The 14,037-nt window shown below is 41.1% G+C and carries 15 protein-coding genes and 1 pseudogene; all 16 read left to right on the top strand.

Annotated features, from left to right (window positions below; translation table 11 throughout):
• Positions 1-152: 152 nt before the first annotated feature.
• The 16 genes and pseudogenes from EDD74_RS13245 to EDD74_RS13170 all read left to right on the top strand — a co-directional run bounded on the left by EDD74_RS13245 (position 153) and on the right by EDD74_RS13170 (position 14,024).
• Entirely contained in the window at positions 153-878 is a 726-nt protein-coding gene (locus EDD74_RS13245; protein WP_242990130.1) for a head maturation protease, ClpP-related, read from the top strand.
• Between the two features lie 11 nt (positions 879-889).
• Positions 890-2,335, top strand: coding sequence for a phage major capsid protein (locus EDD74_RS13240; protein ID WP_116441713.1), 1,446 nt, complete (start codon positions 890-892; stop codon positions 2,333-2,335).
• Between the two features lie 2 nt (positions 2,336-2,337).
• A complete protein-coding gene (locus tag EDD74_RS13235) occupies positions 2,338-2,622 on the top strand; it encodes a hypothetical protein (protein ID WP_116441714.1) in 285 nt (94 codons plus the stop codon).
• A complete protein-coding gene (locus tag EDD74_RS13230; protein ID WP_116441715.1) occupies positions 2,609-2,959 on the top strand; it encodes a hypothetical protein in 351 nt (116 codons plus the stop codon). The genes EDD74_RS13235 and EDD74_RS13230 overlap by 14 nt, the downstream gene beginning before the upstream one ends.
• Positions 2,952-3,332 (top strand): HK97 gp10 family phage protein, encoded by a 381-nt coding sequence (locus EDD74_RS13225; RefSeq protein ID WP_116441716.1) that lies wholly within the window; start codon positions 2,952-2,954, stop codon positions 3,330-3,332. The genes EDD74_RS13230 and EDD74_RS13225 overlap by 8 nt, the downstream gene beginning before the upstream one ends.
• Positions 3,329-3,649 carry a hypothetical protein gene (locus EDD74_RS13220; RefSeq protein ID WP_116441717.1) on the top strand — a complete coding sequence of 107 codons (321 nt, stop codon included), beginning with the start codon at positions 3,329-3,331 and terminating at the stop codon, positions 3,647-3,649. The genes EDD74_RS13225 and EDD74_RS13220 overlap by 4 nt, the downstream gene beginning before the upstream one ends.
• Positions 3,650-3,690: 41 nt before the next feature.
• A pseudogene (locus EDD74_RS13215) lies at positions 3,691-4,251 on the top strand (major tail protein); the annotation flags it as partial.
• Between the two features lie 12 nt (positions 4,252-4,263).
• A complete protein-coding gene (locus EDD74_RS13210; protein ID WP_116441719.1) occupies positions 4,264-4,683 on the top strand; it encodes a hypothetical protein in 420 nt (139 codons plus the stop codon).
• 292 nt (positions 4,684-4,975) lie between these two features.
• Complete coding sequence (locus tag EDD74_RS13205; RefSeq protein ID WP_116441720.1) at positions 4,976-8,389, top strand: phage tail tape measure protein; 3,414 nt, start codon at positions 4,976-4,978, stop codon at positions 8,387-8,389.
• A 9-nt stretch (positions 8,390-8,398) separates the two neighbouring features.
• Complete coding sequence (locus tag EDD74_RS13200; protein WP_116441721.1) at positions 8,399-9,085, top strand: distal tail protein Dit; 687 nt, start codon at positions 8,399-8,401, stop codon at positions 9,083-9,085.
• Between the two features lie 50 nt (positions 9,086-9,135).
• Complete coding sequence (locus EDD74_RS13195) at positions 9,136-10,947, top strand: phage tail spike protein (protein ID WP_116441722.1); 1,812 nt, start codon at positions 9,136-9,138, stop codon at positions 10,945-10,947.
• A 41-nt stretch (positions 10,948-10,988) separates the two neighbouring features.
• Positions 10,989-11,957 carry a phage tail tip lysozyme gene (locus EDD74_RS13190; protein ID WP_165851589.1) on the top strand — a complete coding sequence of 323 codons (969 nt, stop codon included), beginning with the start codon at positions 10,989-10,991 and terminating at the stop codon, positions 11,955-11,957.
• A gap of 13 nt (positions 11,958-11,970) precedes the next feature.
• Entirely contained in the window at positions 11,971-12,435 is a 465-nt protein-coding gene (locus EDD74_RS13185; RefSeq protein WP_116441723.1) for a hypothetical protein, read from the top strand.
• On the top strand, positions 12,432-12,986 hold the full coding sequence (locus tag EDD74_RS13180) for a hypothetical protein (RefSeq protein WP_116441724.1): 555 nt from the start codon (positions 12,432-12,434) through the stop codon (positions 12,984-12,986). Before EDD74_RS13185 ends, EDD74_RS13180 begins: the two co-directional genes overlap by 4 nt.
• Positions 12,968-13,717 (top strand): hypothetical protein, encoded by a 750-nt coding sequence (locus EDD74_RS13175; RefSeq protein WP_116441725.1) that lies wholly within the window; start codon positions 12,968-12,970, stop codon positions 13,715-13,717. Before EDD74_RS13180 ends, EDD74_RS13175 begins: the two co-directional genes overlap by 19 nt.
• 10 nt (positions 13,718-13,727) lie before the next feature.
• Positions 13,728-14,024: a hypothetical protein gene (locus EDD74_RS13170; protein WP_116441726.1), complete on the top strand. Its 297-nt coding sequence runs from the start codon at positions 13,728-13,730 to the stop codon at positions 14,022-14,024.
• Positions 14,025-14,037 lie beyond the last annotated feature (13 nt).

Here is a 14,037-nt window from a genome sequence, read left to right as displayed (position 1 = left end):
CTGTGTAAGACATTGAAATACCGCATGGTATTATCTCCAATGCAGTAGTGGTTGAAGCAAGAATCCCCCTGCTTTAGCTGTGGGGAGTGTCAAAAAAGAATCATGAAAGGGGTGAGAAAAGGAAGAACATTACAAATTGGAGAATAGAACCAGTGCAGGCAGAAAATAAAACCCTTCTGTACATCTACGATGATGTAACAGAATATGGAGAATTTGACTGGAATGAATGGGAATATAAAGATTCTGAAACATCTGCCAAGTATTTTGCAGAGAAACTTTCGGACATTCCGGAAGGACAGATGATAGAGCTGCATATCAACTCCAATGGCGGATCTGTAAAAGAGGGAGTAGCAATCTATAACCTGCTGAAACAGTGCTCGAACAAAAAAGTCGGTATTGTGGACGGGGTGGCACACAGTGTTGCATTTTTAATTTTGCAGGCATGCGATGAAAGAAAAATGTGTCTGGGAACAACAGCGCTTGTCCATGATATGTGGATGTATTGCTCTGGAAACGCAGCGCAGCTTAGAAAGTATGCCGATGATCTTGATGATATGATGGAAGCAAACCGGCAGGTGTTTTTGGAAAGAGCAAATATCAGCGAAGAAGAACTGATTGAACTGATGCAGAATGAAACGTATCTGACACCGGATAAAGCTTTGGAATACGGCCTGATCGACGAGATTATGAATAAAAAAACAGAAACAGCAGGAAATGAAGAAATTTTGGAAAAACTGTCCAGCATGCAAAGGCAGCTGAATAGCCAGGAGAGCTTCCGGCAGCAGATCGCAAAAATGAAAGAGCGACAGCAGAAAAAGCCGGAGAAAAATAAAATTTTAGAACTTTTTAAAGGAGGAACAATACAAGGAAAAATTTAGACGTAATTGAAATGGAAAAGAAAGCTATCGTACAGAAAATGAACGATGCAATCAAAGACGGAGATACAGAACAGTTTCAGGCAGCATTTGTGGAGCTGTGCGATAAGATCCAGGAGAATGTTTTAGAGCAGGCAAAAGCGATTGTAGAAGAAACAGATCAGAAAATCTTATCTGACAGAGGTGTTAGACAGCTGACATCAAAAGAGAGAGAATATTATCAGAAACTCTCCGAAGCAATGAAAGCACCGAATCCAAAGCAGGCAGTAGAAAACCTCGATGTGGTGATGCCATTTACAATCTTGGATAAAGTATTTGAGGACTTAAAAACAAATCATCCATTACTGTCCAAAATCCAGTTTACTTCCGTGACTGGTCTGACAAGAATGATGATGAATACCAACGGATATCAGAAGGCAGCATGGGGAAAACTCTGCGCAGAGATTATCCAGGAACTTACATCAGGATTCAAAGAAGTAGATGTAACATTAAGCAAATTATCTGCGTTCCTTCCAGTTTGCAAAGCAATGTTAGATCTGGGACCGGAATGGTTAGATAGATATGTAAGAGAAGTGCTGTATGAAGCACTTGCGAACGGACTGGAAGACGGTATCGTAAACGGTACTGGAAAAGATATGCCGATCGGAATGACAAGACAAGTAGGCGAAAGCGTATCTGTAAAAGGTGGGGAGTACCCGGAAAAGAAAGCAATCAAAATCACAAAATTTGATGATGTACAGCTTGGAAAACTGGCTGCAATCATGGCGATCAATGAAAAGGGACAGTCAAGAGCAGTAGATTCATTGATCCTTGTAGTAAACCCAGCAGACTATTTCAGTAAAGTGCTTCCGGCGACGCAAAGACCAGCTCCTGGCGGCGGATATGTGAGCACACTTCCATTTCCCATTGATGTTATCCAATCTCCAGCGGTAGCCGTAGGAAAAGCAGTGTTTGGCATGTCAAAACTGTACTTTATGGGATCTGGAATCGAAAACGGAGGAAGAATCTTATACTCTGATGATTACAGATTTTTGGAAGATGAAAGAGTATATCTGATCAAGATGTATGGACATGGATTTGCGATAGACGACAATGCATTTGTCTTACTGGACATCACAGAATTACAGCGTGCAAGATACGAAGTGGAAGTGGTACAGCCAGAAGAGAATGTAGAAAATGCAAATCTTGCAGATCTTAAGATCGGTGGACATACACTTACACCAGAATTTGCAGAAGAAACATTAACATACACTTTGACTACAACAGATGCATCCAACACAGTGCAGGCGATCACAGCAGACACAACAGCAGAAATCGAAGTGAAATTTAACGATAAACCGATTGCAAACGGAAGCAGAGTAAACTGGCAGGAAGGAGCCGGAAACGTTGTGAAAGTAAAAGTAACAGACGGCAAGGCGACAAAAGAGTACCAGGTCACTGTAACAAAGAATAAGGAGTAAAGATGGACCGATTACTGGAGGATGTAAAAAATTTTCTGGACATCACTTGGGAAATGGAACTCGGAGAGCGAAAAAAGCTCTCCGGGATCATCGAACGTGGGAAAGCGTTCTTAAAAGGGAAAATCGGGCAATGTGATTTTGAAGGAGAGACACCGGAAAAGGATTTACTTTTGAATTACTGCATGTATGCGCGAGCTGGACAAGTAGATGAGTTTGTAAAAAATTACAAACAAGAAATCATTGCATTACAGATCCACAACTGGAGGAAGAAAAATGCCAAGACGTAAGGAAACAAAATTTGTTACATTTAACGATGGGTGTTTAGAGGTATGTAAAGTCCAGGGGCGGAAAATTGTAGAAACAAAGCAGGAGCATGTACGGTTTGGATATCGGACAGTTGGGATCAAACGATTTTATGAAGCAAAGGTACTATCGAGCCAGATTGATGAAGTAGTAGCTATCCTGCCGATTGACAATATATCAACGATGGATGTGTGCATGATCCGGGGAATGCAGTATAAAATTGTGCAGATCCAGAATAAATATGACCAGACTCCTCCGTGCATGTTTTTGTCATTGGAAAAGATTACAACACTCTATGAGGATGTGAGAGAATATGGCTAAAATTGACATTGATGAATTGGCGATCGCAGTGATCAATGAGTTGGATGCTTATCGAGAAGATGTAATGGAAGCGGTGGAAAAAGCTGTGAAAGAAACAGCAAAGCAGACGGCGGCAGAGCTTAGAACGACATCGCCGGAAAGAGATGGAGATTATAAAAAACATTGGACGTACAAACGAGATGCCAAGCTGAAAGGAAGATACAAGTTTAATACGGTAGTCTATTCTAAAAAGCCATCCTATCGCATCACACACTTATTGGAGCACGGGCATGCGAAAAGAAATGGCGGAAGAGTAGATGGGATCCCGCATATCAGTATTGCAGAAAAGCATGCAAAGGAAATTTTGATGGAAAGGTTAAAGAGAAGCCTATGACACAAGAAAAAGTAGAGAGGATATTGCAGGAAATTGGAATTGAATACAGATATCATCATTTTGAGACGGAGGAAGCGGTAAATCCTCCGTTTATTTGTTGGATGATTCCGGGAAGCAACAATTTTTCGGCAGATGGAAGAGTCTATTTTAAAAGTAACAAAGTAAACATAGAGCTTTATACAGACCAAAAAGATTTTGAACTGGAAAGACAAGTAGAGGAAATACTCGACAAGTATGAGTTGTTTTGGCAGAAGGATGAAGAGTATATCAAGTCGGAAAACATGTATGAAGTTTTATATGAAGTGGAGGGAAAGTAAGGAAAGAAAGACAAACACAGAAAAAAGATAAAGTAAAGTTTAATATCCGTAATGCGCATATTGCATTATTGCAGGAAGATGAAATGGGAGCTATTACATTTGATACACCTTTTGCGCTGCCAGGATCCGTGTCACTTTCACTGGAAGCACAGGGAGAGTTGACGCCATTTTACGCTGACGGCGTGAAATATTATGTCTCTTCATCCAACAGTGGGTATGAAGGAGACTGGGAAGTGGCAATGATCACAGATGAGTTCCGAGAGAAGATTTTAAGCGAGTATATCGACAAAAACAAAGTGATGTTGGAAGAGGCAACTGCAAAAGTGAAACGGTTCGCTCTGGGATTTGAAATTGACGGAGATGTGAGAGGAACAAGATTCTGGTTTTACTGTTGCACATCGACAAGACCTAAAACGGAATCAAGCACCATAGAAGATACAATTGAGCCGACAACGGATACAGTAACTATCTCTGCATCAGCCGTATCAGTTGGAGCAGCAAAGAAAATGGCTGTCAGAGCAAAAACAACAGCGGAAACAGCAGATGAACTTTACGACAAATGGTTTGAAAAAGTGTACATTCCGGATCAAGAAGTAGCGTAGGAGGAGGTTGAAATGCGAAAAACATTAACAATCAATGGAGTAGAATGCAAATTTAAAAGCTCCGCGGCAATCCCGCGCATTTACCGTTTGAAATTTGGCAGGGATATTTTTACCGACATGCAGAAGATTGGGAAACAGATCAAGGTGCAGGAAAAACTTAAGGAAGAGATGCAGAAGAAATGCAAAAAGGAAGGAAAAGAATTTGATGAGAGCGAATTTGAAAGCAGCCTTCCAATTGAATCGCTGGAAATGTTTGAAAATATCGCATTTTTGATGCACAAGCATGGAGATCCGGAACAGCCGCAGGATATTGACGAGTGGCTGGAGCAGTTTGAAACATTCGATATTTATGAGATCATGCCAGAAATCATGGATATGTGGAAGATGGAAAATAAACAAATGTCAATTCCAAAAAAAAAGAGCGGGAAATAGATAGAGAAGTCAATACCGCATTGTTCATGCTCAGGTGTGTGCAGTGCGGTATTTCTATTTCCGATCTGGAGCTATTAAGCATTGGAATGGTAAATGACATGTTTATTGAGCTAAAAAATGATGATTATGATTATCCAAAAATCGCAACACAGGCAGACATAGACGCACTGTAAAGGAGGAAACAAGGGCAAACAGAATAAAAGGTATCACGATTGAAATTGGGGGAGATACCACAAAACTAAATAAGGCTCTGGATGGTGTAGATAAAAAACTTTATGGAGTGCAGTCATCGTTGCGAGATGTCAATAAGCTATTAAAACTGGATCCCACGAATACGGAGTTACTGAATCAAAAACAGAAGCTCTTGCAACAATCTATACAAGAAACCGAGACACGGTTAAAGACCTTGAAACAGGCGAGTGAACAGGCGGCAAAAACGGCTGGAAATTACGATGCCTGGAAGCAGGCATATACACCTATCCAGCAAGAAATTGAGAAAACTAATGCGCATTTAGATGAATTAAGAAAAAAAGAAAAGGAAGCGGGGAAAACAAATAAAATAGACACACAACCGCTTAAGGAATATCAAAAAGAAATTGATAAAACGAATAGTGAACTTCGGGAATTAAAAAAGAAGAAAACGGAAATTGAAAAAGCTGATCGTATAAATACGCAGGAGTATAACAAATATCAGAAGAAAATTGAAAGCACAGAAAAAAGTTTAGATAAACTGATTGCCAAGAAAGAAAAAATGGCAAAAAGTGAAAAAATAGATGTTGAGCAATATGTCAAATTAGAGAAGGAAATCGGGTCAGCCACAGAACTTCTGAAAGATCTGAAATTCAGGCAAAAAGAGGTATATAATGAGAGTATTTACAATTCCGCAGAGTATCGAAGTATAAAAGAAGAGATTGGTCAAATCGAGAATAAACTGGAAGGATTAAAAAATAAAAAACAAGAAGTAAAAGAAAGTCTTGAGAATCCTGTAAAGCCAGAAGGTCTTAGACTGATAGAAAAAGAAATAGAAGAATCAGAGAATAAGCTGGAAGAATTAAAAAATCAAAAAAAGCAGGTTGATGATGAGTTTGGACATCCGATCAGTCCGGAAGGAATGGATGCGCTGCAAAGAGAAATCGTTGAAACAACAAATGAGTATAAAGCTTTGCGAAAAGAGGTCGGAAGTGCAAACGCTGATCTGGCGAAAGTATCCGCGGTAACCGGAAAAGTTGGGGAAACAGCAACAGCAGCAGGAAAAAAGATGCTTCCGCTTACTGGGGCACTCGGAGGAATTGGAGTTGCGTCTGTCTCTATGGCCAATAATTTTGAGGATGCAATGAGTCAGGCGGCAGGCGCGTTGGACAAACCGATGTCAGAAATGGAGGAGCTGCGGCAACTGGCGATTAAAACTGGCCAGGATACCATTTTCTCGGCGACGGAAGCTGGAAACGCGATCACAGAACTTGCAAAAGGTGGCTTGACAGAAGCTGACATCAAAGCAGGAGCATTACAGACTACAATGGATCTTGCGGCATCATCTGGAATGGGACTGGGAGACGCAGCGAATGTAGTTGTACAAGCGATGGGAGCTTTTGGACTGGAAGCAAACAAATCCGCAGAGGCAGCCAATGCATTAGCTGGAGCGGCAGCAGCATCCTCCACTGATGTCGAGCCTCTTACGCAGGCACTGGCACAGTGTTCTTCAGGCGCAAAAAATGCAGGATGGACCATACAAGAAACGACTGCTGTACTGGGACGTTTTGCAGATGCAGGAATTGAAGGAAGCGATGCAGGAACATCTTTAAAAGTAATGCTGCAGAAATTGGCAGCACCAGCATCTGATAAAGCTGCAGACATGATTGAAGATCTAGGATTAAAAACAAGAGATTCGAGCGGGCAATTACTTGGTGCGACTGAAATGGCGCAAGAGTTACAAGACAAGTTAGGCGGATTAGATGCAGCGTCCAGAGATGCAGCATTATCTACAATTTTTGGTTCAGATGCTATGAGAGCGGCCACTGTGCTTATGAACAGTGGAGAAAAAGGACTGCAAAAGTACATTAAGGCAACAAACGATCAAGAAGCAGCGCAGCGTTTGGCCAACTCTCAGATGGGAGATGGATCCAGAGCAATCGAGGAGTTGAAAGGATCGCTAGAGACAGCTGGAATACAGATAGGAGATACGCTGGCTCCAATTATACAAAAGTTGGCAGAGATTATCACGAATCTCGTGAATAAATTTTCCGCGCTTCCGGAAGGAGTGCAGCAGGCGATTGTAATTATCGGGATTCTGGTAGCAGCAATCGGACCACTGCTCATAGTGATCGGGAAAATATCAACCGGAATTTCCGCCATAACCGGTGCGATGTCGAAAATATCCGGAGTGGGTGGAACGATCATGAAAATGATCACAAAAATGAAAGGACTTGTAAAAAGTTTGTTTGGATTGATCATGGCGCATCCGGTGATCGCGGTCATAACAGCAATCGTAGCGGCATTGGTTGTATTGTATAACAAATGCGAATGGTTCCGGGATGCTGTCAATGCCGTCTGGGATGCTGTAAAAAAGGGATTTTTCGCGGCCTGGGATGCAATCGTAAAATTTTTTACAGAAACAATCCCAGAGGCATGGAATAATACGGTAAGTTTTTTTCAGGGGATTCCGGAATGGTGGAATGGTATATGGACAAGCGTAAAAACAAAATTTGAAGAGGTTTGGACGGCTATGATGGCAAATCCGATCATAAATGCGCTTGCAACATACATTTCGCAAATGTTTGAGAACTTGAAAATAACTTTATTCGGAATTTGGGACGGAATCAAAACTGCGGCAGCAGGAGCATGGGAACTGATTAAAAATGCGATACTGGGACCGGTGCTGTTACTCATTGATTTAGTTCTCGGAGATTTTGATAAGCTGAGAGAGGACGCAGAAAAGATATGGAGCAATATGCAAGAGGCTGCTCAGAAATTCTGGAGTGGCATTGAGCAGGTTGTCACCTCTTTGGTAGAAGGTATTGTAAATGCTGTAAAAATCAGATTTGAAGCGTTGAAAAATACAGTTTCTGCAATATGGAATGAAACAAAGAATGCTGCATCAAATATTTGGAACGGAATCAAAACAACGGTTTCGAACCTTGCGAACAATACAAAAGAGGCAGCGGTAAATGGATTCAATGCCATGAAAGATGGTATTTCAAATGCGATTTCTTCAATCCCAGATATGATCCGGGGAATTTTTGATAAAGTCAGAAATATCATCGAAAATGTTATCTCAAGTGCATGGGAATGGGGATCTGATTTTATTGAGGGACTAAAAGAAGGAATCATGTCGGGAGTAAAAGGAATCATCAACACGATCGAAGGAATTGCAGATAAGATCAGATCGCTCCTCCACTTCTCACGGCCGGATGAAGGACCATTACGAGATTACGAAACATGGATGCCGGATTTTATTGACGGTATGGTTAAAGGACTCGACAGAAATGTTTATAAAATATCAGATGCGGTGGGTCGCGTGGCAAGAACAATCAGTGATGGAATGGGAAGTCAGTCACTTCTTACAGAAGCAGGAGGAATGAGCATTAACCTAAACAATGCTGTAAACGTGCAGATTGGAAACAAAAATTTTGACAGCTACATCGTAAAAACCGCCCAGGCAGGAATTGGAAGTGCACAGAAAGCAGGACGCAGAGCAAGGGGGCATTAAAGGTATCAGATTGAAATTAACAGAAGAAGGAATAGGGAGCTTGGGGTACTTGTAAGAGAGAGACCAAGTATCCCGTCTCCGGAATTTGAATATGAGGAAATTAACATACCCGGAAGAGATGGATCTCTCTTTCGGGAAACGAAAAAAGTAAAAGATATTGTGATCAACGTACCGTTTACCTTTGTAGACCATGAAAACTGGCAGGAAAGATTGAGAAATGTAAGGAAGTGGCTCTTACAGAAGAATGACCACAGGCTGATATTAAGCGATAATGAAGAGTATTTTTATCTAGTGAAACATATTAAAATAAACGCGGCTGAAAGAAAGGTAAAAGAGTCTGGCGAGTTTGATGTGGATTTTACATGTGCAGGATACCAATATCGGAGAGATGGGGCGTTGGAACATTCTGTCGCAGAGGTGGAGTACAATCCATATTACGAATGCATGCCGATTTATAAGATCATAGGAGTTGGAGAATGCACCCTTGCTGTAAATGATAAAAATATGATTGCCAACGTAAACGGACATTTGATCATTGATACAAATAGGATGCTGACATATCGCCAGGATGGAAAACTGGAAAATGCATCCGTCAAAGGAGATTACGAAGATTTGTATTTGGAAGAAGGAGAGAACATGATCCGAATCACACCGGGATTTGAATTAAAAGTAATACCGAACTGGAGGTGCTTATAAGGATACAAATTTATAAGCCAGGAAACACAAATTATGAGAACAACGGAGATATGCCCCTAATACCTACCGCGGCAGAAGTAAAAGTGATACTAAATGGAAGCTGGCGGGGGATACTAAGTCATCCGATTGATGATGAGGGGCGATGGAAATACATTGAAGAGAATGCGGTTGTAAAGATGCCGTCATTTAATGGAGACCAACTCTTCCGGATAAAAAAGAAGGAAAAATCAGACGCAGGAATTGAAACAGAGATGGAACCGATCTTTATGGATGCAAAGGATGACTGCTTTTTGCTGGACATTCGGCCGACAAACAAAACTGGTCAGCAGGCATTGGATTTGATGACAGCTCCAAACAAAAAATATACCGGGAAATCTAATATTAAAAATCTATCAACAGCATATTACATGACGAAGAATCTCATCGAAGCGATTAACGGGGAAGACGAAAACTCTTTTATAAATCGCTGGGGCGGTGAGATTCTTTTTGACAATTACACCATTACAATAAATGACCATGTAGGACAAAACAGAGGAATGGAAATCTTATATGGGAAAAATATTGCGCAGGATGGAATGAAAGAAGATGTGGACATCAGAGAAGTTGTGACAAGGATTATTCCGAAAGCCTACAATGGACACATGATTGAGGGAAATGAGCCGTGGATAGATTCTCCACTGATCCAAAAATATCCGACAATCCATTATGCAGTAATGAGTTTTGAGGATGTAAAAATGGCAGAAGATGCTTCCGAGGATGATGAAAAGAATGGGGTGATCGTCTGCAAAACCAAAGAAGAGTTGAAAAAAGCATTGACAGAAAAGTGCAAAGAACAATATGAACTGGGGATAGATAAGCCAAAAATAAACTTAGATATAGATCTCGTGCTGCTGAAAGATACAGAACTGTACAAAGATGTGCAGGATTTGGAAGAGGTACAGATTGGAGATACAGTACATTGCAGGCATAAAAAGTTGGATATTACAACGGACGCAAGAGTGATTAAGCTGACATATGATTCCATCCAGAAAAAAGTAGCAGACGTAGAGTTGGGAGACTTTAAGTACGACTATTTTGATGATGTGTCAAGCATGACGAATCGGGTGGAGAGTGCAATACGGCCAAATGGCAGCGTTGTCGGAGAACAAGTGCAGGGCATACTGGATGGAGTTAAGACACAAATGCAGATTCAAAGCAGCAAAGCGCATAAGACGACCAAAAAGGCATTTTTGGCAGAAGACATTGATCCAGACAGCGAAACCTACGGCGCGATGTGCTGGGGAAGCATGGGACTTATGATTGCAGATTCAAAAAATCCGGATGGAAGCTGGAACTGGTCTACGTTTGGAACCGGAAAAGGATTCTTTGCGGATTATATTGTTGCAGGGACGATGTTGGCTGATCGCATACGAGGAGGTGTTTTGGAGATAGGTGGGCTTGATAACAAGTCAGGAGTTTTCAAAATGCTTGATGGTCAAAATAATACAATGACATTAATGGACAATTCCGGAATTTTGTCGAGAGGACGAATAAAAAGTGCTGACGGAGAAGGACGAGCTGTAACAATTTGGCAAGGAAAGATTTATACAGAAAATGAAAAAGGTGAGCTTTGTGGACTTATAGAGTACAGAGAAGACGGAATATATTTACAAAGTTATGGAGGAATAAACTCTGCGATCCATTTGAAAAAAGATGGATCTATGACATTGGCAGCGAAAGAACAGATGCATATAACCGCAAAAAAAATAACGACAGCTGCCGGAGAAGGAAAAACTGGAACAGCGGTGTTTTCGAACGGAACACATCTGAAATTTGATAAAGGAATTTTAATAGGTGGAGTAACGAAAGAAGGTGCATTTTAAGGGCTTGGACAATAGGTAATTTTTATTTGCAGATGTCACAAATGCAAGGGAATGCACAAGAGGTGCTTGCATTCCTGGAAGCGAGAGGTTGGAGCTTAAATGCAATCGCAGGATTGTGTGGGAACATGCAAAGTGAGTCAAATATCAATCCAGGAATTTGGCAAAACCTCCAGGAAGGAAACTATGCTGGAGGATTTGGCTTGGTACAATGGACACCAGCAACAAACTACACCAACTGGGCGGGAGCGAATGGATACGGGATCACAGATCCAAATGGACAGCTCACATGGATTGATTCCGTAACAGTTCCGGCCGGGCAGTGGATTCCAACTGGAGCATATCCTTTATCATTTGACCAGTTTAAAGTAAGCGGAGAATCACCAGAATACCTCGCATCTGCATTTCTCAAAAATTTTGAGCGCGCAGGTGTGGAAGTAGAACAGGCGCGAAGGCAGCAGGCTCGCTACTGGTATGATTATTTGTCGCAGTATTCTGGCGGATCAGAAAAAATCAATGCAGCAGTTGATTGGGCATTGCAGATTGCAAATGATAATAGCCACGGATATGATCAGGGAAGTCGATGGGGGCCTGACTATGACTGTTCTTCGCTATTGATCCAAGCATGGGAAAATGCAGGAGTGCCAGTAAAGAGCGGAGGAGCAAGTTATACGGGTAATATGTACGACGTATTTATTGCGTGCGGTTTTACAGATGTCACATCAAGCGTAGATATACAAGGCGGCGGAGGAATGATAAAGGGAGATGTTTTGTTAAACATCCAAAACCATACCGCTATGCATATCGGAAATGGACAAGTTGTCCAGGCAAGCCAAAACGAGTTTGGCGGAATAACAGGAGGGCAGACCGGAGATCAGACTGGCCAAGAGATTGGAGTCACCTCCTACTACAACTATCCGTGGGATCGAGTTCTCCGCTATCCGGGAGGAACCGGCGGTGGAGGCGGCGGGGGAACCGGAGGAGCAATATTGCTAAGATGGATTCCGGGATAAGAAAGGAGAAAAAATGGAAGCGACGACAGTATTGGAGATGGACATAAGACGGGAAGGCATTATTCCAACTATCCAAGCGGTGCAAGCAGATAGCGGAAGAAGCGTGCGATGTCACATTGCAGGAATAACAGACATAGATGGAAGAGCAAGAATATATTGCAAAAAACCAAGCGGAAAAGAGACTTATACTGATGCAACTATTTTAAGCAGCAATTGCATAACATTTGAGCTTACAGATCAGATGCTAGCAGAAACAGGGAATACACTAGGGCAAATACAAGTTTTAAGCGCAAATAAGAATATTACGACATTCAAATTCAAAATAGAGGTGAGCGAGAATAAAATTATGCAATCGAGTATCACTTCTTCAGACGATTATAAGGCACTGATAGAAGCACTGAGAAAAATTGAAAGATTTGATCCTATTGAAATTACTAACGAAGAGATTGATGCCCTTGCAAGTGAGGTGAGCATGTGATTGTAATTGATTGCAAAACAGAAGAATATGCAAAAGAAAGCTTAAAGCAATGGGATTACGGCCAAGAGGTATTGCTCACAGGTCTTGAAATCCAAACAGAAACAATAGAAGTACACTTTGCTCTACGAGGAGAAAACGAAGCACTGATTGTAATCGGAACAGTAGATGACGGAGATATAACCGCAAAAATTCCGAATGAATTATTAAGGGCGGGGAAAAACATAATAGTCTATGTTTATGTAACTGCACCGAATTTTGGAAAAACAACATACGAAGTGGAGATAGAAGTTAAAAGAAGAGCAAAGCCGCAAGACTATGATGCTCCGGACGAACAAGATCTATTGCGACAGATTATTGCAAAACTGAATAAAAAAGGAGATAAGCTACAACTGGAAGAAAACCGGTTGCAGCTTTTTAGTGAGGAGAATCTACTCAGCGAAGTGGAACTGCCGGAAGGCGGGGGAACAGCTGTGGAGATAGAGTCGATCACCGGACCGGAGATTGACGAGATTATGAAAGGAGAGAAAAAAACATGCAAAGAAGAAAGGTAACAAAAGCTGTAGCACTGGCAGCAGGAAAAAAGTATCTGGATCAGGAGGGGCTTGCACACCTGGTACAGAAAAATGATGCAAGATATGTACGACAAGAGGAAGGAAAAGGTTTATCAAAAAATGACTTTACGGACGAATACAAAAAGATTGTGGATGATTTGAATTACAAACCGATTGCAATCAACAGCTTTGCAAACAACAAGAATACAGTAGAAATTGGATCCACAGTCACAGACGTCACATTAACATGGGATTACAACAAAAAACCGAAATCAGCAAAATTGGACAATGAAGTTTTGGATGTGAATTTAACTACAAAAACACTAGCAGGACAGAGCATCAAAACAAATAAGACATGGACTCTTTCGGCAACAGATGAAAGAGATAAAACGGTAACAAAGACTACCGCAGTAACATTTTTGAATGGAGTGTACTGGGGGGTAGCGGAAAATACACTTAATCCTGATACTGGATTTGTCTTAAAACTAACAAAAGGGCTGCAAGCTAATAAAGCGAAGACATTCACAGTCACTGCGGGTGAAGGACAGCATATTTACTACGCCTTACCTACAAGATATGGAGAGGTAACATTTAATGTTGGAGGATTTGACGGTGGATTTACAAAAGTAAAAACAATCGAATTTACAAATGCAAGCGGACACACAGAATCTTACGATATCTATAAATCCGATAATGCAAACCTAGGCAAACAAACTGTTGCATGTAAATAAGGAGGATCATATGGATGTGGAAACACATGGAAGTATCTCACTTTTATCAAATAAAGAAAAACTATCACTAAAGGTAAAAGGAAGCGGAACTATAGTTGTACGCATTGGAAGCGAAAATAAAAATTATGAATTGAATGGAAAAGATGAGACGATTATAGAGCATACTTTCGGTGATCAGAGAGAGGTAGAAATACAAAATGCAAAAATAATAAGTGAAATGAATGTGGCGGAAAATGGAATTAGCAGCATTATATTAAACGGTTGTTCGAAATTGAACAAACTTTTAATATTTTTGATCGGGAGCTGACACCGACGGAAGT

The organism is Faecalimonas umbilicata (genome assembly GCF_004346095.1).
GTDB lineage: Bacteria > Bacillota > Clostridia > Lachnospirales > Lachnospiraceae > Faecalimonas > Faecalimonas umbilicata.
The sequence above is the reverse complement of the archived record's forward strand: the minus strand, read 5'-3'. Positions and strand labels throughout refer to the sequence as shown.

Coding starts and splice junctions, on each gene's coding strand:
- EDD74_RS13175 (WP_116441725.1), top strand. CDS start 12,968: ATGCAAAGAAGAAAGGTAACAAAAGCTGTAGCACTGGCAGCAGGAAAA.
- EDD74_RS13185 (WP_116441723.1), top strand. CDS start 11,971: ATGGAAGCGACGACAGTATTGGAGATGGACATAAGACGGGAAGGCATT.
- EDD74_RS13220 (WP_116441717.1), top strand. CDS start 3,329: ATGACACAAGAAAAAGTAGAGAGGATATTGCAGGAAATTGGAATTGAA.
- EDD74_RS13235 (WP_116441714.1), top strand. CDS start 2,338: ATGGACCGATTACTGGAGGATGTAAAAAATTTTCTGGACATCACTTGG.
- EDD74_RS13170 (WP_116441726.1), top strand. CDS start 13,728: ATGGATGTGGAAACACATGGAAGTATCTCACTTTTATCAAATAAAGAA.
- EDD74_RS13225 (WP_116441716.1), top strand. CDS start 2,952: ATGGCTAAAATTGACATTGATGAATTGGCGATCGCAGTGATCAATGAG.
- EDD74_RS13230 (WP_116441715.1), top strand. CDS start 2,609: ATGCCAAGACGTAAGGAAACAAAATTTGTTACATTTAACGATGGGTGT.
- EDD74_RS13240 (WP_116441713.1), top strand. CDS start 890: ATGGAAAAGAAAGCTATCGTACAGAAAATGAACGATGCAATCAAAGAC.
- EDD74_RS13210 (WP_116441719.1), top strand. CDS start 4,264: ATGCGAAAAACATTAACAATCAATGGAGTAGAATGCAAATTTAAAAGC.
- EDD74_RS13190 (WP_165851589.1), top strand. CDS start 10,989: ATGCAAGGGAATGCACAAGAGGTGCTTGCATTCCTGGAAGCGAGAGGT.
- EDD74_RS13195 (WP_116441722.1), top strand. CDS start 9,136: ATGCCCCTAATACCTACCGCGGCAGAAGTAAAAGTGATACTAAATGGA.